Origin of the sequence: Streptomyces wuyuanensis, from assembly GCF_900103455.1 — a bacterium.
GTDB classification, from domain to species: domain Bacteria; phylum Actinomycetota; class Actinomycetes; order Streptomycetales; family Streptomycetaceae; genus Streptomyces; species Streptomyces wuyuanensis.
The window spans coordinates 1-23,516 of the sequence record NZ_FNHI01000022.1 but is presented as its reverse complement, the minus strand read 5'-3'; the positions used below and the strand labels follow the sequence as shown (position 1 = coordinate 23,516).

19 protein-coding genes and 1 tRNA gene are annotated in these 23,516 nt (G+C 68.1%); 11 read left to right on the top strand and 9 right to left on the bottom strand.

Annotated features, from left to right (window positions below):
- The first annotated feature begins 64 nt into the window (after nt 1–64).
- Entirely contained in the window at nt 65–1,624 is a 1,560-nt protein-coding gene (locus BLT82_RS27610; protein WP_093659639.1) for an aldehyde dehydrogenase family protein, read from the top strand.
- A gap of 97 nt (nt 1,625–1,721) precedes the next feature.
- On the opposite strand, the gene BLT82_RS27605 is transcribed toward BLT82_RS27610, so the two are convergent.
- On the bottom strand, nt 1,722–3,029 hold the full coding sequence (locus BLT82_RS27605) for a DUF2254 domain-containing protein (protein WP_093659637.1): 1,308 nt from the start codon (nt 3,027–3,029) through the stop codon (nt 1,722–1,724).
- A 212-nt stretch (nt 3,030–3,241) separates the two neighbouring features.
- On the opposite strand from BLT82_RS27605, the gene BLT82_RS27600 reads away from it, so the two are divergent.
- Nucleotides 3,242–3,326 (top strand) — tRNA-Leu (locus tag BLT82_RS27600).
- Here BLT82_RS27600 and BLT82_RS38870 read toward each other — a convergent pair.
- Both BLT82_RS38870 and BLT82_RS27590 read right to left on the bottom strand, forming a co-directional pair.
- On the bottom strand, nt 3,291–3,896 hold the full coding sequence (locus tag BLT82_RS38870) for a flavodoxin family protein (RefSeq protein WP_404205397.1): 606 nt from the start codon (nt 3,894–3,896) through the stop codon (nt 3,291–3,293). The two genes, BLT82_RS27600 and BLT82_RS38870, sit on opposite strands and share 36 nt — an antisense overlap.
- Before the next feature lie 292 nt (nt 3,897–4,188).
- Entirely contained in the window at nt 4,189–4,467 is a 279-nt protein-coding gene (locus tag BLT82_RS27590; RefSeq protein WP_093659635.1) for a hypothetical protein, read from the bottom strand.
- 540 nt (nt 4,468–5,007) lie between these two features.
- Between BLT82_RS27590 and BLT82_RS27580 the strand changes: the two genes are divergently transcribed.
- Genes BLT82_RS27580 through BLT82_RS27560 form a run of 5 tightly spaced genes read left to right on the top strand, consistent with a single transcriptional unit; the run spans nt 5,008 to nt 14,705 of the window.
- Nucleotides 5,008–5,829, top strand: coding sequence for a hypothetical protein (locus tag BLT82_RS27580; protein ID WP_143041553.1), 822 nt, complete (start codon nt 5,008–5,010; stop codon nt 5,827–5,829).
- Between the two features lie 18 nt (nt 5,830–5,847).
- Nucleotides 5,848–7,875 (top strand): CHAT domain-containing protein, encoded by a 2,028-nt coding sequence (locus BLT82_RS27575; protein ID WP_093659629.1) that lies wholly within the window; start codon nt 5,848–5,850, stop codon nt 7,873–7,875.
- Complete coding sequence (locus BLT82_RS27570; RefSeq protein WP_143041552.1) at nt 7,872–13,028, top strand: hypothetical protein; 5,157 nt, start codon at nt 7,872–7,874, stop codon at nt 13,026–13,028. Before BLT82_RS27575 ends, BLT82_RS27570 begins: the two co-directional genes overlap by 4 nt.
- The gene (locus BLT82_RS27565; RefSeq protein WP_093659625.1) at nt 13,025–14,377 is read left to right on the top strand and encodes a hypothetical protein; all 1,353 of its coding nucleotides are present in this window, start codon (nt 13,025–13,027) and stop codon (nt 14,375–14,377) included. Before BLT82_RS27570 ends, BLT82_RS27565 begins: the two co-directional genes overlap by 4 nt.
- Nucleotides 14,289–14,705, top strand: coding sequence for a hypothetical protein (locus tag BLT82_RS27560; RefSeq protein WP_093659623.1), 417 nt, complete (start codon nt 14,289–14,291; stop codon nt 14,703–14,705). Before BLT82_RS27565 ends, BLT82_RS27560 begins: the two co-directional genes overlap by 89 nt.
- Nucleotides 14,706–15,166: 461 nt before the next feature.
- On the opposite strand, the gene BLT82_RS27550 is transcribed toward BLT82_RS27560, so the two are convergent.
- Nucleotides 15,167–16,042 carry a helix-turn-helix domain-containing protein gene (locus BLT82_RS27550; protein WP_093659619.1) on the bottom strand — a complete coding sequence of 292 codons (876 nt, stop codon included), beginning with the start codon at nt 16,040–16,042 and terminating at the stop codon, nt 15,167–15,169.
- Nucleotides 16,043–16,263: 221 nt separating this feature from the next.
- Here BLT82_RS27550 and BLT82_RS27545 point away from each other — a divergent pair, with 221 nt between their 5' ends.
- Nucleotides 16,264–17,178, top strand: a complete 915-nt coding sequence (locus BLT82_RS27545; protein ID WP_093659617.1) for an alpha/beta hydrolase — start codon at nt 16,264–16,266, stop codon at nt 17,176–17,178.
- A 1,221-nt stretch (nt 17,179–18,399) separates the two neighbouring features.
- Here the strand turns inward: BLT82_RS27545 and ppk2 are convergent.
- From ppk2 to BLT82_RS38865, 3 genes are all read right to left on the bottom strand, one after another.
- Entirely contained in the window at nt 18,400–19,413 is a 1,014-nt protein-coding gene (gene ppk2, locus BLT82_RS27535; RefSeq protein ID WP_093659615.1) for a polyphosphate kinase 2, read from the bottom strand.
- A gap of 104 nt (nt 19,414–19,517) precedes the next feature.
- A complete protein-coding gene (locus tag BLT82_RS27530; RefSeq protein WP_093659613.1) occupies nt 19,518–20,351 on the bottom strand; it encodes a YihY/virulence factor BrkB family protein in 834 nt (277 codons plus the stop codon).
- 77 nt (nt 20,352–20,428) lie between these two features.
- Nucleotides 20,429–20,968, bottom strand: a complete 540-nt coding sequence (locus BLT82_RS38865) for a DUF5994 family protein (protein ID WP_404205392.1) — start codon at nt 20,966–20,968, stop codon at nt 20,429–20,431.
- A 276-nt stretch (nt 20,969–21,244) separates the two neighbouring features.
- Here BLT82_RS38865 and BLT82_RS27525 point away from each other — a divergent pair, with 276 nt between their 5' ends.
- From BLT82_RS27525 to BLT82_RS27515, 3 genes are all read left to right on the top strand, one after another.
- Entirely contained in the window at nt 21,245–21,820 is a 576-nt protein-coding gene (locus BLT82_RS27525; RefSeq protein ID WP_093659611.1) for a DUF5994 family protein, read from the top strand.
- A gap of 4 nt (nt 21,821–21,824) precedes the next feature.
- Nucleotides 21,825–22,013 carry a hypothetical protein gene (locus BLT82_RS27520; protein ID WP_093659609.1) on the top strand — a complete coding sequence of 63 codons (189 nt, stop codon included), beginning with the start codon at nt 21,825–21,827 and terminating at the stop codon, nt 22,011–22,013.
- Nucleotides 22,014–22,104: 91 nt separating this feature from the next.
- Complete coding sequence (locus tag BLT82_RS27515) at nt 22,105–22,362, top strand: hypothetical protein (protein WP_208868057.1); 258 nt, start codon at nt 22,105–22,107, stop codon at nt 22,360–22,362.
- Nucleotides 22,363–22,506: 144 nt separating this feature from the next.
- Here BLT82_RS27515 and BLT82_RS27510 read toward each other — a convergent pair whose 3' ends face one another.
- Together BLT82_RS27510 and BLT82_RS27505 are read right to left on the bottom strand one after the other, a co-directional pair.
- Nucleotides 22,507–22,929: a DUF2267 domain-containing protein gene (locus BLT82_RS27510; protein ID WP_244529658.1), complete on the bottom strand. Its 423-nt coding sequence runs from the start codon at nt 22,927–22,929 to the stop codon at nt 22,507–22,509.
- A gap of 78 nt (nt 22,930–23,007) precedes the next feature.
- Nucleotides 23,008–23,439 carry an Hsp20/alpha crystallin family protein gene (locus tag BLT82_RS27505; RefSeq protein ID WP_093659605.1) on the bottom strand — a complete coding sequence of 144 codons (432 nt, stop codon included), beginning with the start codon at nt 23,437–23,439 and terminating at the stop codon, nt 23,008–23,010.
- Nucleotides 23,440–23,516 lie beyond the last annotated feature (77 nt).

Sequence of the window (23,516 nt, the reverse complement as noted above, 5' to 3'; positions counted from 1 at the left end):
GACGTTCCTCGCGCGACGAGCCGTTCCTCCCGCCCCGACCGTGCACCGAGAGCGGAGACCACTCATGGCATCATCCCGCAACGGCACACCCACCCTCACCCTCAAGCCCGGCACCTCCTGGTCCGACGCCTGGCAGCGCTGTCTCGCCGTCGCCCCCGAGGCGTTCCGCGACGACCGCGTACTCAACCTCTGGGACGCCCGCTGGCAGGCCGACGGCCGCCCTCTTCCCGCCACCAGCCCGGTCGACGGCGGGCCGATAGCCGGCCCGCCCAGGCTGGCCGCGGACACGGCCCACCGGGCCGTCCACGCCTCGCTCGACCAGCACCGGTCCTGGCGCCACATCTCCCTCCCCGAACGCCGCGCCAGGGTGACCGCCACCCTCGACGCGCTCTGCGAGCACCGCGAACTGCTGTCCCTGCTGCTGGTCCACGAGATCGGCAAGCCCTGGCGGCTCGCCCAGGCCGACGTCGACCGGGCCATCGACGGGGTCCGCTGGTACGTGGACGGCATCGAGGACATGCTCGACGGCCGCTCACCGCTCGACGGCCCGGTCTCCAACATCGCCAGCTGGAACTACCCGATGTCCGTCCTCGTCCACGCGATGCTCGTCCAGGCCCTCGCCGGCAACGCGGTCATCGCCAAGACGCCCACCGACGGGGGCCTTTCCTGCCTCACCCTCGCCTGCGCACTCGCCGCCCGCGAGGGAATCCCGGTCACCCTCGTCAGCGGCAGCGGCAGCGACCTGTCCGAGGCGCTGGTCCGCGCACCCGAGATCGGCTGCGTCTCCTTCGTCGGCGGCCGCGACACCGGCGCCCGGATCGCCACCGCCGTGGCCGACCTCGGCAAGCGCCACATCCTCGAACAGGAGGGCCTCAACGCCTGGGGCATCTGGAACTACTCCGACTGGGACGCGCTCGGCGCCGTCATCCCCAAGCTGTTCGACTACGGCAAGCAGCGCTGCACCGCCTACCCGCGTTTCGTCGTCCAGCGCGCCCTCTTCGACGACTTCCTCGCCGCCTACCTGCCGGCCGTACGCTCGATCAGGCTGGGCCACCCTCTCGCCGTCGAACACCCGGACGACCCGCTCCCCGCACTGGACTTCGGTCCCCTGATCAACGCGGCGAAGGCCAAGGAGCTGACCGACCAGGTCGCCGAGGCCGTCGACCGGGGCGCCGTCCCGCTGCACCGGGGCTCGCTCGCGGACGGTCACTTCCTGCCGGGCCAGGACACCGGCGCGTACGTGGCGCCGGTGACCCTCCTCAACCCGCCGCCGTCCTCCCCGTTGCACCACGCCGAGCCCTTCGGGCCGGTCGACACGATCGTCCTCGTCGACACGGAGGCGGAGCTGCTCGCCGCGATGAACGCCTCCAACGGCGCGCTCGTCGCATCGCTGTCGACGGACGACCGGGAGACGTACGAGCGGTTGTCGCCACAGATCCGGGCGTTCAAGGTGGGCCGGGGAAAGCCGCGTTCGCGCGGTGACCGCGAGGAGCTCTTCGGGGGCTTCGGCGCGTCCTGGCGCGGCGCGTTCGTCGGCGGCGAGCTGCTGGTCAAGGCGGTGACCGTGGGCGAGCCGGGGGAGCGTCTGCCGGGCAACTTCCCCGACTACCAGCTCAACGCCTGACGCCGGCCGGGAGATGGGCTCTCGGCGCATGCCGCGGCCCATGCCCACGAGCCGCCCCGGGGCCGCGCGTCCTGGGGCGGCCGGGTGACCCGTCCGGTCAGCCGATGCCCTGGCGGTCGGGCCGCAGCGCGAATGCGCGCTCCGCCGCCTCGGGCAGGGTGCGTTCCACGGCCTGCACCAGCAGACCCCGGTGCCGTTCGAGCGGTGCGCGCCGTTCGTCCGGTACGAGCCGCAGCAGGTCGTCGATGCCGGCCAGCATGCGCCGGGACACCTGGGGGCTCGCCGCGGCGCAGCCGCGGATCTCGGTGAGGCCGAGATCGACCAGGTCGGTCCATCCGGGGACGTTCTGCACCAGCCGCACCGCCCCCTTGCGGTCGCGATGGTGCACCGCGCCCAGTGGGCGTGCGGCGACCGCGGCGAGGAACTCCACGATCCGGTCGAGGCACTGCACGGCGGTGGTCGGATCGTTCACGGCGGGGGAGAGGGCCCGCAGTGCGATGTCGGACAGTTGCCGCAGTCCGAACCCCAGGTCCTGGTGGAAGGTGCGCTCGACCCCGACCGACACGCTGTGCCGCAGCGCCGACCGGGCGGGCACGCGCGGCCCGTGCACCGCGAGTACAGGCGTGCCGGGCACGACGTAGTCCCCGATGCGGGGGATGAGCCGCAGCACGACCCCGTTCCGCCGGGCGACGCGCACCAGCCGCGCGATGTGCGCGTCCCGCAGGACGCCGGCGTGTCCCTGGTGGCTCATGCGCGCGATCTCGGGCGCCAGGGGTGTCCCGTCGGGTCCCTGCACGGGCATCCTCGCGACTTCCCCGAGCGACTCCTTGTTGATGCGTTCGACGACCGGTCCGACCTTCATGAGCTGCAGGGTCTGTGTGACGTAGGCGATGAACAGCACCAGGCTGAGCAGGACCATGACGACGGTCAGGGCGCTCTGGACGACCGGTACGGTCATGACGTCCCGCGGGTCGGCCTCGGTCTCGTACGAGGTGAGGACCAGGAGCGACAGCAGGAACGTCGCCAGGAACACCGAGAAGGTGAGCTTGCTGATCCTGCTGCGGATGAAGATCCGCACGATCCGGGGGGTGAAGTTCCCGGCGGCCATCTGGACGGCGACCAGCGAGATGCTGAAGACGACACCGATGAAGGTCATCATCGCCGCGCTGACGGTGGTGACGATGGTCCGGGCGTCCTCGGCGACGCGCATGAGGTGGCGGATGCCCTCGAGGTCCCCGTTCTGCCTCAGGGCCTCCACGAGCGCGACGTCGAGGGTGTCGGCGGCACCCCACAGCAGGAAGGCGAGCGCAAGGGTCGTGGTGGGCGCGAACCAGAAGGTGTCGCGCAGATGCTCCCGCAGCGGCGACAGGGCACGCGGCCTGCGCTGACGAAGTTCTCGGCTCACCCCAGCGAGGCTAGACGACGGGGTACGGCGCGTACGCGTACGGTCACTTTCCGTGCGCCGGGCCCGTGTGTGGACGGGGGTGACGCCGCTGGGGGCTGTCGCCGCCGCCTCACGTCACTGACCACGGGAAATGCGGTTCAGAGGCGCCGCGAACCCCTGGTAGAGTTATCCATGTCGCCGCGGGGAACGCCCCGAGGGCGACGAAACACCTGGTCCGGGTGGCGGAATGGCAGACGCGCTAGCTTGAGGTGCTAGTGCCCTTTATCGGGCGTGGGGGTTCAAGTCCCCCCTCGGACACAACCACTGACGATACGGATTCGAGGGCCTCGACCTTACGGTTGCGGCCCTCGTTTCGTGTTCGTAGGTGATCGCAATGCCGAGGGCTTCGTAGAGCGGCCCCTTTGCATCGGCGCTGGCTGCGTGAATGCGTTGTGCGATGTCGCCGAGGCCCTCCGTGATCTGTCGGATGCGGTGGGCATTGAGCGGTGGCTTCTTTTGCCGGCTCGTGTGGAGGAGCGTGTCGAGCTGCTTCTGGGCGCTCTCCTTGTCTCGGGGTGCTTCGTTGCTCCATTGGCTGACGACGGCGGGGTCGGCGCCGGCGTCGAGAGCGGCCTGGTAGCGGGCGAGGCGGTGGTCGCAGTCCTTGATCGCGTTGCGGGCTTTGGCCTGCTCGGGAAGCATGCGGCCCTCGTCGTCGGTCTCGGAGAGCTCCGCGTTCAGGCGCTCCAAGACGCGCTGGGCGCTGCTGGAGGGGTGGCCGAGCCAGATCGGCGTGGACAGGATCAAGATGTCGCGGCCCAGGATCGTGTCCCGGATCTCAGGCCACGCGCCCCCCTCGCCCATGTGGGCCTTCACGCCGGGCTTCACGTCGTGATCGGCGATACGAATGGTCTTGCCCGTGACGCCGTGACGCCGTGCCGGCGAGGGCGGCCATGGTCTGCTCGGCCAGCAGTTGTGAGCTCGATCGCGCGGGCGAGGGAGACAAGGTGCAGACGAGCGCGACAGCACGGAGCGGAGTGTGGTCGTTGGAGTCCATGTGACGTGAACACAAGTGGAACGGTCGACAACCGCAGCCGTCACGGAGGGGGCCGGATGACGGGCGTGCAGGTCCCCCCACTGCGCCCTGCCCGAGAGCGTCCGGGCAGGGCGCAGTGCGCTGCTACATGGCCGGCCTGTCCTCCACCGGGTGGAGGTCACGCACCTTCGATGTCAGCGTGCCCTCCTGCTGCTCGTACTGGGACAGTGCGAGCCCGAGACCGAAGAAGGTGGGTGCCCATTCCCCGACGAAAATGCCCCACCGGTCGGCGCGATCGACACCGAAACCCGGCTCCGCCTTCATTGACGCGGTCCAGGAGAAGATGGAGAGGCCGATCGAAACCACGGCGGCCGTGTAGGCGTGTTCGCTGCGCAGGCCTTTCTCGTGCAGCATTTTGATCATCGCTGATCTCCCTACGGAGTGGGTGAACACTCTCACCAGCGTCGCCCCAACCCGCGCCCACCGCACCCCCAGAGTGCAGAGCACCGGGCGGGACGACCGCCGGGTGATCGGGTCGCACCACGCCGCGGCCCTGGTGGAGCTCCACCTGGGGCGCCGAGAGGTGGCCGGGCGTCTGCTTCTGTTCTTTTCCTGCCCGCACCAACGCGATGGCGCGGGCGCGGAACTCAGCGGGGTAGGCGCGGGGCATGTCCGGCAGCCTTTCGTGAAGGCCGTCAGTTAGCCAGCAGAACTGGAACCTGAGAGGTGGGGCAGGTCAACCGGAACCTGCATCAGACCCGGAGATGGTCCCTCGACGGGTCGCTGCGACCTGCTGGGGTGGGCGCGTGTGGCGATAGCTCTGGGTTAGCACGCCTGTTCGTGAATCCGCTCGTGCCTACTCAAGCCGGCCCGGCTCGAGGAATCAGTCGAAAGTGCGGACACGTGCCGTAGTCGCCCCGTTATCCTGAGCGCTGCACGAGGGGGCAGGGCGAGGGGGACCGCATGAGTAAGCCGTTCACCGTGTATCGAAAGGCCGTTCGAGGCTCTTGGGGGAAGTCCTGGTGGTTCGCTTGGCCGATCACCGAGCGGATCTCTGTGGGCGACGTACTGCACAACGTCGATGGTCATGTGCGGCGTGCCGGGACGCTCAAGGACCGTGGTGTGACCTATGAGGATCGGGCGGGCAACCCGCATGCAGACGTGCTGCATGACGCTGGTGGTTCCGCGTCAGTTCGTTTCAAGCCTGCGGGCGTTGCTGTGGAGGGTTTCTCCGCCTTGGCGGCGGCTGAGTTAGGGGCAGCCGTTGAGTTCTCGAAGAGTCATTCCGCTCTTGTCGTCTACAAAGGACTCCGAGAGCAGGCGGTCGCCGACGAGAAGGCACTCGCGGCTGCGCTTGTCGACCTGACCTGGCAGACCTGGGACGACTCGCTCCTGGCCGTCACACAGGTCATATCCGCAAACTCGGGCACTCTGCTCATCAGCGAGTCCAGCGGAGCATCGGTGGAGTTCAGACTTCAGGCGGGCCTGGGCCAGGCCCCCTTTGGGATCGCGGACCTCGCCGGGGGCGCCTCCATCCTCCGGCACCGTGGGGTGTCCGAGAAGTGGGCTGGCGCAGAGTGCACCCCGTTCTTCCGAGTGGTTCGTCTGCGCAAACGCTGGTTCCGGAGCGTCACCGAGGACTACGGCCCACGCCAGCCCGGACGCGGTGCCCAACCTGAGCCCGTGCCGCCAGTACTGATCGATGAGGCGCGGCATGACCCGAGTGCCGTGCTGGAAACGGCGGAAGCGGAGGAGCAGCACACGTCGGATCCGGCGTCGGAGTAGCCGAGCGGGTCGAGCAAGATGAAAAAAGCGTCACTGCGGATCACTGCTTCGAGCGACGGGGTCGGCTTCGGCGTCGTCATATCGGCGGGCGATCGCTCCAACGAACCGGTCCCGTTGGGGAGCCTCGGGGAGGTCCACCGCCTTCGCGAGGTCTTCGACCGCAACGCGAGCGAGGACGACCGCCGAGAGGCGGGCGACCTTCTGTATGAGGCCCTACTCGGGGGCGGTGTGGCGGACCATTGGGCCACCCTGCGGGCGGGTTGCACCGCGGACTCTCCGTTGCGTGTGGTCCTGGACATAGAGCCGGCCGAGCTCAGGTCATTGCCCTGGGAGCTCATGCGGCAGCGTGGCGCGTGGTTGTGGCGTCGCCCCGAGCTTCTGATGAGGCGAGGTGCTGCTGTGCCCGCCGTCGACGTCGGCATGCCCGAGGCGTGGCCGCTGCGCGTTCTGGTGGTCATCGGCACACCAGCGCGTGACGAGCAGGCCCTCGCTGAACAGGAGCTGGCCGCGTTGTCTGGTGTACTGGAGTGCAGGCCCGGCCAGGCTCATGTGGAAGTCCTGGACTGCCCGGACTCCGCCCATGAACTGGCGGAGGCAGTCGAGGAACTGCGCCCCCACGCTGTGCACTTCATCGCCCATGGAATGCAGAGGGCGGGTGGTGGCAGCCCGGAGCTCTCGTTCACCACCGAGTCGGGGGGTGGCTGGCAGCTGTGCGCTGAGGACGTCGCCGACCTGACGCAGTGGCAGCCGCGGCTGGTGGTGCTCAACGCCTGCCATCTCGCCCAGGCAGATCCTGCAGATTGGGTTGGAGGCATCGCTCAAGCCTTCTCTGACACCGGCGCCCGGGCCGTGATCTCTATGCAGGCTGACATCAAGTCGTCCGCTGCGGTCGTCTTCACGCGGAGCTTCTACGAGGGTTTGGTGCGCGGCCTGCCCATCGACGAATGCATGGCAGCGGCACGATCCGCGCTGGGCAAGCTACCGGAAAGAACAGGGGAGTGGGCTCTCCCCGTACTGCTCACCAGTACCGAGCCCGACGCCGTCCTGCCCTTGATAATCCGTTCTCCCGAAGGCTCCCGGCCGGAAGACATTCACCGCCACAAGCAGTACATCGATCTCCGTCGTTTTGTGGGTCAGGTCGAGGAGCGCAGACAGGCATGGTGGGCGCTGGACGACCCGCGAAGCCACGACGGGATCCCGAAGCGCTCAGTGCTCGTGATCGGGGGACACTCCCACGGCGACTTCCGCCGTACGGGTAAGACCTGGCTGTCCAACTGGTGTCAGGCGACATGGTTCCTCCGCGGGCACCAGATCATCTCGGTGGACCTGTCATCCAGGCTCGCTGCACCGGGAGCGCGCGCCGGCGGTGGAACGAGACGTAAGGACTGGCTGACGGTGCTGCGCACGATCCGAGAGCAGGCAATCTCCTCGGATCAGCTCTGCTCGCTGCCGAAGGATGCCTTCCGCGACTTCAACGCGGAGTTGAACAGGCTCGTGGTCGGCCACGTACAATCGGTCGAGGGTGGGGGGGCCGGGCAGGAGGATGAGTGGAATCCCTTCAATGACGACGTCGGCCATGCGGATGAGCGCAAGAGGGACATCATGGCGGCTTTCGTCGCCACCCTCCGCCGGGTGGCTTCCGACCAACCGTTGATCCTCGCACTCGATCACGCCGATCGGATCATGGAGGAGTCGCTCGGCGGTGAACTGTACGAGGGGCTGATTCGCCCTATCGCTTACGGCAAGGCGGCCCCCTTGCGCCTGGTGCTTGTCGCGCCCGACAATTGGATGCGACCGATAATCCCGGACGCCGACTCGCACGTCATAGGCCGTGTGCAAGTCGGTGACTTCAGGCGCGGGCAGCTGGTGCGGCTGGCCAGAGCGTACAGCCAGCGCCTTGGATGCGAGCCCAACAAAGCCACCATCGGAGTCGTGGAAGCTCTGGCCCGACAGCCGCAGGAGTACTTCGGCGTCGATCTGTTTGAATGCCTCACCCCGCACGTCGACCAGTGGGCGGCCGCGATCAATAAACTGGAGGCAGGGTGAGGAACACCACGGGCCTCTCAGCCGAACTCATCCGAAGGATGGCTGCCGGCGAAACCCCGCAGGAGATCATTCGGTCGTTTCTCCCACCGCCCTGGCGAGCAGTCCTGCGAGCCGGCGCCGCCGCGCGCACGTTTGACGCCAACTTGTACGAAAAGGTGCTCCGACCCTGGGCCATGAAATCGCACTCCGAAGTGCCCACGCTGGCAGAACTCATCGAAGAACGTGCGGTTGTCGTCGTTCCCGGAGAACCGGAGAAGTACAGTCTCCCCGAAAGCGACCGCAATAGCTATTTCGCTGAATGGCTCAACCCTGCCCAGCCTGATCTGTTCGCAACTCTGCGCATCCTCGAAAAGAGGATCGCCGATCACGCCCGCGAGGCGGGGGATGAACACGAGGAGCTACGGCACCTACTCCTGGCCGACCCGGAACGGGCGCTGACGCTGTTTGACGAGCACTTCGATCGCGCCGACAACCAACGTGACTTCGCGGCATGCGAGGACTACGTCGACGTGCTGAGGGATCCGGACCGATCCGCCCACCTCACGCCGGAATTGTGCGAACGGCTCCAGAACCGAACCGGCTACGTCAGGGCACGTTCCTACTGGGCCGCCGACTACGCCCGCTCCGCACAGTACCTTCCGCCGGACGACCTCCTCTGGGACGCCGACAAACTCTTACGTGGCGAATCACGGGTATGGCATTTGCATGCGGCCGGTGGTGCGGGGAAGACGATGATGCTTCGGTGGCTCGTCGCCCGGCGCTGGGTACCCGCGCCCAGTGACGTGCTGTGCGCACGCCTGGACTTCGACTTCATCAGCGCCAGGGCCGTAGGCCAGCACCCGTGGCTGATCCTGCTCGAAGTCGCGGAGCAGTTGAGCCGCCGTCTACCGAAGAGCGTGTTCGAACGGCTCGACGCCTACGCCACCTACCGTGTGCTCCTGGACCGCCGCCCCTCACGGCTGGCCAAGGACGTCGCACAGACCATCGACTCGCTCGACTCCGCCGCTGTGGAGGAACGCCTGCTGAGCGACTTCGCCGTGCGCCTGAACGAAGCGAGTGCCGGCCAGCCGTGTGTCCTGGTGATAGACACGCTGGAGGAGCTGCTACTCCACGGCACCGCCGAAGCCGAGCGCCTGCTCCATATGCTCACACGAATGCTCGACCGCTGCCCCGGGATGCGGCTGATCATCGCCGGCCGGTACGACCTCCGCGAAAGCGTTCCCGACGCCATTCGCGCCTTCGACGATGCCGGAATCGAGCACAGGGAACTCAAGCCCTTCACCGCCCAACAGGCCCGCGCATACCTCTGTGAGAAGCGCGGAATCACCGACGGCGAACTGGTGAGGGCGGCGTTCCGAAAGTCCCACGGTCTCCCCTTCACGCTGGCGCTCTGCGCCGACGTCATCGACAGTGATCCCAGCATCACACCTGATGCGCTGACGTCCCATCAAGAGCCGCATCTGCACTACCTGATCGACCGGGTCGTGCAGCGCATCGACGACCGAGACGTGCGATGGCTGCTGCGCTACGGCGTGATCCCCCGCCGCCTCAGCGCCGAAGACGTCAGGACCGTCATGGCGCCCTGGATCGCGCGCGGGATCTTGGGCAGTGAAGACATCGACGATCCCCTCAGGGACGCCCACCACCTTCGGGGTAGGCCGGACGTCTTCCCCACCTCCAGCCAACCACCCGAAAGACTCGACGACGCCTGGCGGCGTCTACTGGACTACGCAAGCGCGTCGTCCTGGGTTTCCCGGCACGCAGGTGATGACTCCGTCGTCGTCTTCCACCCCAACGTCGTAGCACCCATGCGACAACTGGTCGCCCACCAGCCCGTCGCCCGGCATCTCCACCTGGCCTTCGCCCAGCGGTTTGACGACCTGGCACAGGCAGAGCCCCCTCAATGGATCAGCCACACCCGGGAAGGGGTCTACCACCGTTTTCAGGCCGGGGACCCGCACGCCGACGCCTTCTGGCGTCAGGCCGTCGACACGGCAGACAGGCACGGCCGGGTAGAGGACATGCGCGAACTTGCCGAGGAGGTACTGGGGCACGAGTACGTCGACGGCGACGCACCCAGGCAGCGCACTGGTAATGGCTTGCTCATCAGCCACGCGACACTGGCCGCCGCGCACCTGACCATCGCCACGAGCCTCGTTCTCAAACAGGCGGAAGAGACCACCTACAGCCCAGCCGACCCGATGTGGAACGAAGTCGAAAGCAGGCTGGCCCTCGTCGACCGACTGCGGAACACGGCTCCGTCCCCTTTCCCGCCCGACAGCGCCGAGAGCATCCTGAGAGCAAGCCTGCTCAGCGGCAAGAACATGCACATCGAGGCCCAGAAACTGATCCGCGATGCGCTGCCCAGGGAGACAGACGACCGGTGGAGAGAACGGCTCCAGGTCACCCTAGCCCGCATCCAGGCCGCAGTGAACGACTCCAACGCCGAGACCACATACCGCGATGCGCTGGCTACCGCACGGAGCGAGACCAGCCGACTCCTCATCTCCCTCGAACTCGCACAAGAGCTCGAGCGGCAAGGTCGCATCTCACAGGCATTCGAAATCGAGGACGCTGTGAGCCTCCCACAGGAGGAAGCGCCCGAGACTGAACAACCACGGCCGGGAACAGAGCGCGAGCGACTCGCCGCACTACGCACTCGTGCGACCCTGGCCAAAGCACGAAGGCAACTCCAGGCGTTCGCGCCCACAGAGGCGATCACCACCCTTCAGCAACTCGAACTGTCCGCCGCCACCGGATCTCAACGCATGGAAACGTGCCTGCTCCGCGCCCAGGGATACCACCTTCTGGGACAGTCCAAGCAGGCACTTGACGCGCTGGACCACGTACGGAGACTGTCCACCGGCAGCGAGAGCCCCACCGCCTACCGGTACCTCGCCGCGAGCCTGATGAGAAAAGGGGCCATCGAAGGCGAACTGCTCGCGGCGGACTCAGCCCAGGAGTCCTTCGACCGTGCAGCCGGCCTCTGGAGCGACCTAGGCTTCCCCAAAGGGCATCCGCACTGCCTCCTCCTCTACGCCTCCTACCTGGCACGCCACCTCGGAGACCTCCGCCGCGCCGCTCAGGCCCTCAAGAACCTTCGAGCCGCAGACGGAAGGAACGAGTGGGCCGTCCAACGGGGACTGCTCTGGCGCGAACTCAGAACCCTGGGATACCAGGTGAGAGATGAAGACCTACTCGTGGTGCCCGCAGGCACACGCAACGAGCTCCTACGGGGAGGCGTGGCCGCGGCCCTCGGCTCCCACCAACGATCGGAACGCCTGGCCGAAGCCCTGGCAACCCTGCAACCGCCCCCGGCCCGGCTGACCGCGCTCGCAGGCCTGGCCACGTACCCCACACCCCTCAGCCCCGATCCATACCCCGAGTTGGATCTACTCGCACCACTCTTCGACGGCATCGTCCAGCCCGCGGACACCGCGGCCGACCAGCAGGTACAAGTCCTGCGCCTGGCCGAGTTCGAACGCATCCGCGGCCGGGTCAAGCAAGCAGCCGCACTCGCCGACCGCGCCCACCGCATCCTCACCCGTGAAGCCCCGGACGACCCGCTACCCATCTGGCGCCGGGCCCGCTCCCAAATCAGGATGCAGGGCGAGGTGCGCCCCCAGACCAATCGGCGACTCATCCGTACAGCCCCCGAAGAAGCCCCACTGCTCGCCGCCGTGGGTCGGTGGCTGACTGCCAAACAGACACACTCCCCACTGGTCAAAGAGGAGCAACTCAGCGCAGCAGCCGAGGCGCTGAGCCATGTACGTCAGGCCTCACTCTGGGAGGCGCACATCCTGAGACTCGTGGGGCAAACCCACGGGCAGGAGTCGATGTGGCTCGCAGCCGACCGCATGCTGGCCCGCCTCGGGCATCCGGAACCGTGGAGCCAAGCCTCCCGAACCGTGCACGAGCTGGCACGCCCACACGACGAACGCGTGCTGGCCATCACTACCGACACCGACTCCACACTCGACCACGAAGCCCTGGCCGAGACACTGCGCCAAGACTGGCGAACCGCCGCACAACAGGCAGCTCCGAGGCTCAGCGACGTGGCACTCGCCGGCCACCACGCCAGCAACACCCAAGTACAGTCCGACGACCCCGCCGCCCACGCATTCCCCTGGGAACTGGTGCCCGTCGCGGACGGCCTAGAAGACCGGGACACCGTGCTGTACCGGAACCTCCCGGACACCGCGGAGTCAGCCGACATCCGCGCACTACAAGCAGCCCTGCGGGCCATCTCCACCCCGGAACTCGTGGTCGACGGCCTGCTGGGCACGCTCACCGCCGCCGCAGTCGGCGCAGCACTCTCCAAGAACATCAGCGGCGCGGCCAGGACCGTCCTGTTCTCCGTAGGCGCGGCAGCCCTGTGGCAGCTGATGCGAGACAACAGAAGGCAAACACGCCCCCAACTCGGCGCCCGCACCGTCCTGCTCCTCGAGAACACCCCGGGCGAAGCAACCGCCGACCCCCGCCCGATGCGCCGACCACTCGCCGACGTGTACCAGAGCCAAGGCTGCGCGGCCCTCCAACTCGTCACCCCCGAGGCGCTCCCCACAACGAACGAAAGCGCACCAGCACTGCTCCACGTCAGCGCTCCACTGAAGGCGAAGGCGGGCTCCACGCCATACTTCGACCTCTCTCCCGTCGGCCTGAGCCACAGCGACCGTCTCGGAAGCAAAGCGTCCGGGTCCGATCTGGACCCATCGAGACTCGTGCGATGGCTGGCCACGTTCGAGCCCGGAACGCAACCCCTGATCGTCCTTGCCCCGCCCCGACCCGGCTCGACGGCCGACATCCCCCTCCAGCTGGTCCTACGCAACCACTTCGCCGCCATGCTGTTCGCATCCGGTGTGACACCCGCGGTCATCTGCACCGGTCTGACAAGAACCCCAGACCTCCCAGCCATGGTCCTCGCCACAGGACTGCTCCGGGATGCGCCGCTGTTGGACCTGCACAAAGCAGTCCGAGCCATGCTTCTGCTCCACTCGGAAGACGAAACCACAGTCGACGGGAAGCGGCACAGGCAATCGCTGCAGAACCTCGACTGGAGGCACGACACCTTGACCGCGTTGTGCACCACGTTGTTCGCCACACCATCCGCACTGCGAATCTCCGAGCCGCAGCCCGAAACAGAGCCGGCATGAATGCCGGCAACACTTCCCCGACGGCCGCCACCGGGTACGCGCCCGTCGGCTACCCCGCTCGCCGGGAGCACGAGATCCGGCACGTCCTCGGGGACTTCCACACAGAACTCGACGAGTGGAGCGCAGCAGTCCTGACCGAGGGGCCGCTCCTGAAGCATCGCTCACAGGTGACAGGCGCGATCGGCGTCCTCCGGGCCGCTCTCGAACGCGTGGAGCGCATGTCGGCGCCGGACCGATCACAGCGAGCTCCCGAGATCATGCTTGATCTGCACCACCTGTGGGACTTCTTCCGCGGCAAACTGCTGATCCGTCACCTGCCCCGCTACAAGTCCCTGCTCGACGTCTCGGACGAACTGGCCTGGTCCCTCTACGAGCCCGCACTCCGCGCGGCGGGAGCCAAGGCGGGACAGTTCCCCAAGGAGCCGCCACTGACCTTCTTGAGCCGTCGTCCCATCCCCTTCGCCATGGCCCGAGGCGCAGACTTCGAGCCACTGCTTTCCCACGGCAGGCAGCGGACCTTCCACGGTCGCAGCGCTGCCCAGCACCTGCCGTTCCCCCTCATCGGCATCCCATGGTCCAGCGGCCGCCACCTTCCAGCACTCCTCGCAGTTGCCCATGAGACCGGCCACCACATCGAGGACGACTTCGGCCTGGCGCCCACGCTCAAGTCCCGACTCACCGAACGAGCCGGCCTCACCCCGCAGCGATTGGCTCACTGGGAACGCTGGCTCGGCGAGACATTCGCAGACGTCTGCGCCACCACGGCATGCGGAGCCGCGTACCTCTGGACGCTGACCGACGCCCTCGGCCCCGCGGGCCCCGACGGCGAAGAGGGGTCAGGAGACTATCCGCCGGCCCGCCTGCGCGCCCTCGTCTGCCGCGCAGCCATGCCGCCGGGCACCGCCGGCCTCCTGCCGCCACTCCCCGGGGAAGCCGACGCTTCGGACGATGAGGCAGAAGCCGTCGTAGCCGCCCTGACCGGAGAGGGATTGGCAGAACTCGACGGCCGCACGCCACAAGACCTCTTCGGCCTACGCAGGCCCGAAGGTCTCACCCTCACCGTGGACCGACTGCTGAACACCCTGCCATCCAGCCGAGGGGACGTGCCAGGCATCCTCGCCGCGGCAACGCTCGCCTTCATGACAGCACCCGACAGCTACACCGAACGAGGGATAGGGGAACGCGCGCTCAACGAGGTACTGGCTCTCGTCGCCCAGACCGCGCGAGCCGACACGGACCGCGACCTCCGCGCACAACGCGATGCAGCCTCGGGAAACGCCCTCTTCGACGCCCTCTCAGGACCGAGAAGGAGCAACCAGGGAGGCCAAGCCAGACGGCAGCAAGCGTGACATCGTCCTGGCAACCAACACCTATGACGGCGCCGGCAACCTCATCCAGGAGACCACCGGCGGAGGCCGCACCACCGTCACCCACACCGTCGACGCCACGGGCCGCACCACACGCAGCACCCTCGACCCGAACGGACTCAACCGCGTCACCACGTACGCCTACGACGGCGACGACCGCATCATCCAGCAGACCCAGACGATCGACCCCTCAGGCAAGAAGCTCACCGCGACCACCGACTACGACGCGGCCGGAAACCCCACCAAGTCGACGCTCACCGACGGGTCCAGCACACGGATCACGACACAGACCTACGACACCGCGGCCTGATCACCTCCACGGTGAGCCCTCGTGGCAACGACTCCGGCGCGAATCCGAGTGATGGGCTGTCAGGTCACCTTCGTATGGGTGGATGCGTTGTGCGATGTCTCCGAGGCCGTCCGTGATCTGTCGGATGCGCTGGGCGTCAGGAGATGGCTCCTTCTACCGGTCCGCGTGGGGAGCGTGTCGAGCTGCTTCTGGACGCTTTCCTTGTCCCGGTGCGCTTCGTTGATCCATTGGGTGACGACGGCGGGGTCGGCGCCGGCGACGCGGGCGGCCTGGTAGCGGGCGAGGCGGCGGTCGCAGCCCTTGATCGCTTTGCGGGCCTGGGCCTGCTCGGATGTCGGTGTGCACGGGCTCCTCCCGTGTGATGACCAAGCAATGGGCCCGCGCAGCCTTGCCCCGTCCTGCCTTCACCGGCATCTCCCGCGCACAACTGCGGAAGCTCGCCGACACCGGCACGAGGACTTCTAGCGGGCGTCGTTCGTTGGTGGTGCTGAGGGCTGATCGGCACCGGCGGTCCAGGAGGCCAGTATCCGCAGCCCGTCGTGGGAGCGGGTGCCCGGTTCGGCGGTCCAGGTGACCAGTTGCTGGTCGGGGTCGGTGGAGCAGACGAGGGTGTCCCAGTCCAGGGTGAGGTCCCCTGCGAGGGGATGACGGAATACCTTGGTGCCCATGCCGCGGACGGCGACGCGGTGAGCGCCCCACCAGCGCCGGAAGTCGGCGTCCTGGACGGAAAGTTCACCCACGAGGGTGGCCAGCCTGGTGTCGTGCGGGTCGCGGGCCTCCATGCGCAGTTGGGCCACCGCGGTGTGGGCGACGCCTTCCCAGTCCGGGTACAGCGCTCTGACGGCCGGGTCGACGAACACCAGCCGAACCAGGTTCCTCTGCCGTTCCGGGATCCGGCTGAAGTCGGTGATCAGCGCCGCGGCCATCGGGTTCCAAGCGAGGACGTCCATGCGGCGGCCCAGGACCACCGCGGGTGTGGTGGTCAGATCGTCCAGCAGCCGCTGCAACTGGGGCTGGACTCTCTGCACCGGTCGCCGGCGCGACCGGGATGCGTCCTTGCCGGCCAGGTCGAACATGTAGGCGCGTTCGTCGTCGTCGAGGCGGAGGATCTCGGCGAGAGTCTCCAGCACCGCTTGCGAGGCCTGTCTCCGTCCCTGCTCCAGGCGGGTGTAGTAGTCGCTGCTGATGGAGGCGAGCAGGGCCACCTCCTCCCGGCGCAGACCCGCGACCCGGCGCCTGCCCTCGGCCTGCGGCAGTCCCACCATGGCGGGGCTGAGCTCCTTGCGGCGGGCCTTGAGGAAGGCGCCCAGCTCGTCGCGGTGCGCGTTGGTGCTCATGCAAACAGTCTGGCAGTGAATACGGGGACTGTGAGGGGGCCGATTCTGTCCCAGGACAGCACAGTCCTGGGCCGGAAACCGCCCATTTTGCGGGCGCGCGGCACGTGGCAGCGTTGCTTTCGCCGCCACCGGGGCCTAACGAGCGGAACCCCTTTCAAAGGCCGTCCCGGATCCCGTGCCACCGCGGCCATTGCACTCGTGAACCAAGGAGTAACAAGCATATGAAGGTCGCCGTCACCTTTCCCAGCGCCGGTCTGCAGCTGGCCGGCATCCTGTTCACCCCGGACGACCACACCGGCGCCCCGCTGCCGGCCGTGGTGGTCTCCCACCCGGGCGGCGGTGTGAAGGAGCAGACCGCGAGCATCTACGCCGAACGGCTGGCCCGCGAGGGCTTTGCCGCGCTCGTCTTCGACGCCGCCTACCAGGGCGACAGCGAGGGCTACCCGCGCGGTCTGGAGAACCCCTTCCAGCGTGCCGAGGACGTCCGTGCCGCCGTCAGCCATCTGTCCACCCGGGACGGCATCGCCCCGGCCCGCATCGGCGCCCTGGGCATCTGCGCCTCCGGCGGCTACGTGCCGTTCGCCGCGCAGACCGACCACCGCATCAAGGCGGTCGCCACGGTCAGCGCCGTCGACGTTTGCAGCCTGCTGGTCGAAGGCCTGGGCCGCGGCCAGGGCCCCGAGGTCCTGCAGTCCCTGCTCGACCAGGCCGGCGCCGCACGCACCGCGGAAGCCAGGGGCGAGGCACCGGCCGTGCTGAACTGGGCCCCGGAAGGCCCGGAGGGCCTGGAGGAGGCACCCACCCTCTACCGGGAAGCGCAGAACTACTACCGCACCCCGCGGGGTGGTCACTGCAACTCGAACAACGAATGGCCGCTGCGCAGCATCGACCACATCGCACAGTTCGACCCCTACGCCATGATCGAGCTCATCGCGCCGCGCCCCGTGCTGATGATCGTCGGTTCCGAGTCGGACACCGCCTACTTCAGCCGTGAGGCCATCGGGAAGGCTCGGGAGCCCAAGGAACTGTTCGTCGTCGACGGCGCCACCCACATCTCCCTGTACGACCAGGACGCTCACGTCGTGCCCGCGGTCGCCAAGCTCGCCGACTTCTTCGGCCAGCACCTGACCGCGTGACACGCCCGAGCACCTCGGCGCCGTCCTGCAGCGGATCGCAACAATGAAGAGAACGGAACAATGCAAACGGAATCTGTGCGTTTCAAGAATCGGACCTGGGATGTGGCGGCTGACCTCCGTCTCCCGGACGGGTTCGATCCGGCGGAGAAGTACCCGGCCGTCATCTGCGCCCCCCGATCAGCAGCTGCAAGGAGCAGACGTCTGGCAGCGTCTACGCCGAGCGACTGACCGAACTGGGCTACGTGACGCTCGCGTTCGACGCCTCGCACCAGGGACAGAGCGGCGGTGAGCCCCGCTACCTGGAGGACCCGGCCACACGTGTGGAGGACTTCCGCTGTGCGGTGGACCTCCTGGTCACGCTCGACTACGTCGACGAGGACCGCATCGGCGTCGTGGGCGTCTGCGGTGGTGGCGGCTATGCCGCGACGGCGGCGATGACGGACCGCCGGATCAAGGCGCTGGGCACCGTGGTAGCCGCGAACTACGGACGGATCATGCGCGAGGGCAACCTCACCCCTCACGCGGCGATCGAAACGCTCGAAGCGATCGGCAGGCAGCGTACGGCCGAGGCACGTGGCGCGGAACCGCTGATCACCACCTACATCCCCGACTCCCCCGAGGAGCGGGAGCAGGTCGGCGTCTCGGACGTCGACATCGTCAACGCTGTGGACTACTACCGCACGTCCCGAGGGCAGAACCCGAACTCACCGAACAAGCTGCGCTTCTCGGGCCTGCAGGCGGCACTGGGATTCGATGCCTTCCATCTGGCAGAGGTTCTGCTGACGCAGCCCCTGCAAGTCATCGTGGGCGACGTGCCGGGTGCGTTCGGTTCGTACCGAGACGGCTGGGAACTCTTCGACCGGGCCGGGTCGGACCGGAAGAACATCTTCGTCGTCGAGGGCGCGAGCCACTACGACCTGTACGACCACCGAAGTACACCACCCAGGCGCTGGAGAAGCTCGAATCCTTCTTCGCGGACACCCTGTAGACCGAACGCTGCGCCGGCCCGACCGGTGTCTGCCGACGGCTGCCAGAACGACCACCCTTCACCCACCCGGCCGGGTGCTGCGATCACAGCACCCGGCCGACCGAACAGGGAGAGCATGTCGCCGGCAACCTCAGCGGGGAGAGCCGACACGAGTGGTCCGAGGCCGGCAGCAAGGGGCTCTGCCCGACATTCCGTGCCGGTTCCAGGGCTGCTGCGTGCCGGTTCCAGGGCTGCTACGTGCGGCTTTTGGGTGGCTCGCCTTTGCCGGGCGGGTGCTGTCCGGGGCCGGTGGGGTCCTGTGCCAGCGGGGTGGGGGACAGGATGGTGTCCTCTTCTCCGGGTTCGAGGAGGGTGTCGGCGGCGCCGATGATCAGCGGGTCGGGTGTGCCTACCGCTGCGGGGTCTTTGCGGGCGTAGTCGACGCAGGTGAGCAGATGGCGGATGGCCTCGAGCCGGGCGCGCCGTTTGTCGTTGCTCTTCACCACGGTCCAGGGTGCCCCGGTGGTGTCCGTGGCGCGGAACATGGCGACCTTGGCCTGCGTGTAGGCATCCCAAAGGTCGAGTGAGGCGACGTCGGTGGGGGAGAGTTTCCATTGGCGGACCGGGTCGACCTGGCGGATCGCGAACCGGGTGCGCTGCTCGGCTTGGGAGACGGAGAACCAGAACTTCACCAGGCAGATGTCATCCTGTACCAACATCTGTTCGAATGCGGGGCATTGAGTGAGGAAGAGTTCGTACTGCTCGGCAGTGCAGAACCCCATCACCTTCTCCACGCCGGCGCGGTTGTACCAGGATCGGTCGAAGAAGACGATCTCTCCGGGGCCGGGGAGGTGGGCGACGTAACGCTGGAAGTACCACTGTCCGGCCTCCCGAGCGGTTGGTTTGTCCAGGGCCACGACACGGGCCCCGCGCGGGTTGAGGCGTTCGGTGAAACGTTGGATCGTCCCACCCTTGCCGGCGGCGTCGCGGCCTTCGCAGATGACGATCAGGCGCCCACCGGTGTCCTTGATCCATCGTTGCAGTTTCAGCAATTCGATCTGCAAGATCCGCTTGGTGCGCTCGTACTCTCTCCTGGGCACTTTGTGGCTGTAGGGATAGTTCTCCCGCCAAGTCCGGATCGGCAAGCCCTGGCCGTCCAGCAGTACCGGCTGCTCGGGTCGCCTGCCGTCCACGCTCAGCCCGGCCAGCAGGTCTCTCTTGTCGCCCACGTCTGACCTCCTCTCCGGGGCCGTGCACCGTGCCACCATTTTCCCGCCGCCTCGCCGCGGCTCGCGCGTTGGTCCCCGGGGCTCCGCCGGCAAACGAAAGCCGCATGGGCGCGATCCGCTCGTGACCGGCTCCGAACGGCGTCTCATCCTCGGCGTTTCAGTGCGTGTGTCACGCGTGGCAGTTCCTCGTGCACCAAGCGGCCGATCAGCGCGCCGCCGAAGACGACGACGCCCACGCCGACCAGCCAGGTCTGGATGACCAGGACGGTCCCGATGGCCCCGTAGGTGACAGCGTTGGATGCGATCAACGGCGAGAAGACGAGGCGGGAGAAGACTCTGAGGCCGAGCAGTCCCATCACGGTGGCCACGGCGCCGGGAAACAGGGCTCGCCAGCGGATCCGCCCGCCGAGCAGCATGTGCTGGGACCACCACAGGAACAGGACCGCGCTCAGTGACGCGACCGCTCCACCCGCCAGAGGCTCGCGCCGCAGAGTCGTCGTGGCGGAGAGGAAGAGGTATCCGGTGAGGACACCGAGCCACACAACGTGCCGCCACCGGGCCCGCCAGTGGGTGGGCGGCAGGCCCCAGACCTTCTCGTAGCCGGCCTGCACCGCCGCTGCAAAAGTCAGCCCGAAGGCCGCCAGGGCCGCAATGCCGAACGCGGTCGTGGTCCGCAGTGCCTGGCCGGGCCCGGTGAACAGCTCTTCCACCTGTTCTCTGGAAGCCGTCGACACGCCGAGCCCTTCCCCCAGCCACTGTGCGAACCCGCGCCCTTGCTGGGGATCGCCCGAGGAGACGATGATCAGCAACGGAACCAGCGTGAGGAATCCGAGCGCGGCGAAGCCCAGGGCAAGCTGCCCCAGTTCCAGGTCGCTGCTCCGCCGCCATCCGCGCCCGACCGGGGAATGGCTGACGGCACGGCGTAGCCGTCCGAGCAGAGACGAACGGTTTGCGGCGCTGGAGGGCTTCATCGGCATGCATGTCGACTACCACGGTCGATGCCGACGCTGCGTGACGGCACGACGCACGGCCAAGCAGCGATCAAAGAGATCGACTACCGCGCGGCGTCACGGGTGCCCCGGTCCGATCTCAGGACTGACGTTCGCGCCGGAATTCGTCCACGGGCCGGTGCGCCTGCGGTCGGTGTCCGCATCCGCGTGTGAGGTGTCTGGAGGGTGCTGTCCGTCAACGGCGCGGCCGATGGCGCATCGACGGTCGACGAGCGAGGGTCCAACCGCTGAGGCATCGTCTGTTCGGCGATGCGGCAGGCCGCCGTGGTGCTGTCGGCGGGGACGGCGCGGGCCATTTGCTTCGCGGCCGGCATCGGCGGTGGTGTTCGGGGGAAGCGCCAGCAGGGCGACGGGGAAGCGTCAGCAGGGCGAAGTGGTCGTCGTCGCCGCGGTGATGACGGCGTCTCGTCGTCGAGCCGGGTCGGGCCGAGATGTACGACGCGGTGGTCGACGACCAGGCGGGTGGGGAGCCTGTTCGAGGCGGATGTGTGCACACCGGCGCGGGTGACCGGTCCGAGGTGGTCGGCCGATGCGCTGATCGGCGTGGGGAGTTCGGTTTCGTCGTTTCGAGCGCGTGGCCCCACGCGCGTCCGGAATCCCTCTCGGGAGCTTGTGGTTTCCCACCGCAGCAGAGCGCAACGTGCGTGAGCCCCCCGTCGTTTCGGTCCCGCTGCCCCGCTCGTACGGCACACGTGCTGCGCCGCGCCGAGAGTACCTGATCAAGCCGGTCAAAACCCGCCGAACAGCTGTATAGTGAAAGTACCGGGAGTACTTCGCACACCGGCTTTCATGCGGGTGTCGTTTCCGGCGATCACGAGAAACCGGGCTGCCGACGGGCAGCCCGGGGGCAGGTCCGCACCATGACCACCACCCTCGACCGGACCGCGCCGCGCGACCTCGCCGCAGAGCTCCCGGCACGCTTGTCCCTCACCCCGAAGACCACCCTCGCCGGCCAGCTCGACGGGGCCTGGTGGCCCCGTTCACGCGACCTCGAGGCCGAACTTCCGCCACTCGCGGCTGCACTCGACGAAACCTGGGGCCGCATCACGCGCGTCACCGTCAACCCCGCCCACTGGCCCGTCATCGCGCGCAAGGTGTCCGTTGCCGGGCACATCGTGCACGTGGGTTGGTTCACCGAACAGCACCCCGACAAGCTGATCCTCCTCTCCTACACCACCGGCCGCTGGGACCTGCTGGTGATCCCGCCCGAGACCGAACCGGGCGCCGCTGCCCGCCTGATGGCGGCCGCTGCGGTCCCCGGCAGCGTTCTCACCGCCGGGGCTCTGATGGCCGGCGAAGCCGCCATCGGGCGCGGCATCCGCGACGCCCGACGCCGGGAAGCCGACTGGGAAAGCGAAGGCGGGGCCTGCATGTCCCCCTTCGGGAACCCGATGGGCAGACGCGCTCTCCCACTGCCCGGAAACACCTGGAGGTGAGGTCGTGGAGACCCTCGTCCTCATCGCAGCGATCATCCTCGCGACCGGAGTCGGAGTGCGCCTGATCCACCTGCTGAACGCGCAGCACGACGCCCGGATCGCCGCCTACCACTACAGCGACCCCCTACCGAGACCTCCCGTCCGGCCGGACGGCACCAGTCGTCGAGCCCACCACACGGATGCCGACCGGTGAAGGACGGACGTTCCTCGACCGGGGGCAGCGAGTGGGGCGCCATGGCGCCCCACTCGCCGATCTCTCGCCATTCCGAAGGGAACACACCCACGTGAAGTACATCGAGACCCAGACGGTGCCGTCGCTCGGACTCGCCGAAGTCCGGATCATCGCGCACACACCCGAAGCCGCCCGCGCGGTCGCGGAGGTGCTTCGCCGCTGCTTCGCAGGCGCGGAACAGCGCAGCTACCCCGGGCTCGACGGGGACACCCGCCTCCACCTCACCGTGGATACGGCGACCCCCGCCGGTTCCCGGCCGGCCGCCAGCCGGAGCTCAGCCGGCACAGGCGCCCACTCCGACGAGGTCTGACGGGCTCGGAAGGCCGGAGCCGCTCCCCCAAGAGAGGGCGTGCTCAGGGCCCGAGCGCACCGAGGGCTATCGTGAACAGGTGCTCCTGGTCCGTACGCAGCCGCCGAAAGGCAGCCGTCGCCCAGTACGGGTGTGCGGACGCTGTCAGGTGGGCTGGGGGCGGCCGAAGAGGAGGTCGTAGCCCGTGGGGAGCTGGAGCAGGATCTGGCTCAGCAGGTCGTCGCCGGCGGCGTCGGCGACGGTGCTGAGGACGGCGCTGGCGTCCCACGCCGCGGTCTGTTCGGTGGCTCCTTCGATCCAGGCCGCGGTCGCGCGGACGAACCGCTCCGGTGACAGCGGCTCGGCGCTCTGCAGCGGGTTGAGAAGGATCAGGGCGAAGCCTTCCGGCAGACGCGCGGCGAGCTGGGCGCGTACCTCGCCGACCAGGTGTGCGCCCAGCAGGGCGAGCACCACGCGGGCCGCGCGCTCGGCCTCGTGCAGGGAGCCGTATTCGCCGCGTTCCTTCACCCGGTCGAGGAACGCTTCGCATCGCAGGGCCACGTCGGCCGCACCCCTTTCCTCGTTCATTGGGGCGCGCGGAGGACGGGAGAAGGGGAGACCAGGTACCCGTCCTCCGCCGCTGTTCGAGCCGTTCGACGGTCCGGCTCAGCCGGAGATCTCCTTGTGGCCGGATCCGACGCCGATGGAGATCTTGCGGGGCTTGGCGCGCTCGGCGATCGGGATGCGCAGGGTGAGCACGCCCGCGTCGTAGTCGGCCTTGATGTGCTCGGTGTCGAGGGTGTCGGCGAGCACGATCTGGCGGGAGAACACGCCCAGCGGCCGCTCGGAGAGTTCCATCTGCACGTCGTCGGCCTTCGCCACCGGTCGGCGCTCGGCCTTGACGGTCAGCATGTTCCGCTCGACGTCGATGTCGATCGCGTCCGCGGCCACGCCCGGGAGGTCGAAGGCCACCACGTACTCGTCGCCCTCGCGGTAGGCGTCCATCGGCATCGCCGACGGCTTCGACCAGGTGCCCGGGCCCATCAGCTGCTGGGCCAGCCGGTCCAGCTCACGGAAGGGGTCAGTGCGCATCAACATCGTGAAAACACCTCCAGCAGGTTCGGGCAGTTGCTGCCAATGCGCCTCACTGACACCGTTGTAACATGTCATCCAAC

Coding starts and splice junctions, on each gene's coding strand:
- BLT82_RS27610 (WP_093659639.1), top strand. CDS start 65: ATGGCATCATCCCGCAACGGCACACCCACCCTCACCCTCAAGCCCGGC.
- BLT82_RS27590 (WP_093659635.1), bottom strand. CDS start 4,467: ATGATCAAAATGCTGCACGAGAAAGGCCTGCGCAGCGAACACGCCTAC.
- BLT82_RS27580 (WP_143041553.1), top strand. CDS start 5,008: ATGAGTAAGCCGTTCACCGTGTATCGAAAGGCCGTTCGAGGCTCTTGG.
- BLT82_RS27575 (WP_093659629.1), top strand. CDS start 5,848: ATGAAAAAAGCGTCACTGCGGATCACTGCTTCGAGCGACGGGGTCGGC.
- BLT82_RS27565 (WP_093659625.1), top strand. CDS start 13,025: ATGAATGCCGGCAACACTTCCCCGACGGCCGCCACCGGGTACGCGCCC.
- BLT82_RS27560 (WP_093659623.1), top strand. CDS start 14,289: ATGCAGCCTCGGGAAACGCCCTCTTCGACGCCCTCTCAGGACCGAGAA.
- BLT82_RS27550 (WP_093659619.1), bottom strand. CDS start 16,042: ATGAGCACCAACGCGCACCGCGACGAGCTGGGCGCCTTCCTCAAGGCC.
- BLT82_RS27545 (WP_093659617.1), top strand. CDS start 16,264: ATGAAGGTCGCCGTCACCTTTCCCAGCGCCGGTCTGCAGCTGGCCGGC.
- ppk2 (WP_093659615.1), bottom strand. CDS start 19,413: ATGGTGGCACGGTGCACGGCCCCGGAGAGGAGGTCAGACGTGGGCGAC.
- BLT82_RS27530 (WP_093659613.1), bottom strand. CDS start 20,351: ATGCCGATGAAGCCCTCCAGCGCCGCAAACCGTTCGTCTCTGCTCGGA.
- BLT82_RS27525 (WP_093659611.1), top strand. CDS start 21,245: ATGACCACCACCCTCGACCGGACCGCGCCGCGCGACCTCGCCGCAGAG.
- BLT82_RS27510 (WP_244529658.1), bottom strand. CDS start 22,929: ATGAACGAGGAAAGGGGTGCGGCCGACGTGGCCCTGCGATGCGAAGCG.
- BLT82_RS27505 (WP_093659605.1), bottom strand. CDS start 23,439: ATGTTGATGCGCACTGACCCCTTCCGTGAGCTGGACCGGCTGGCCCAG.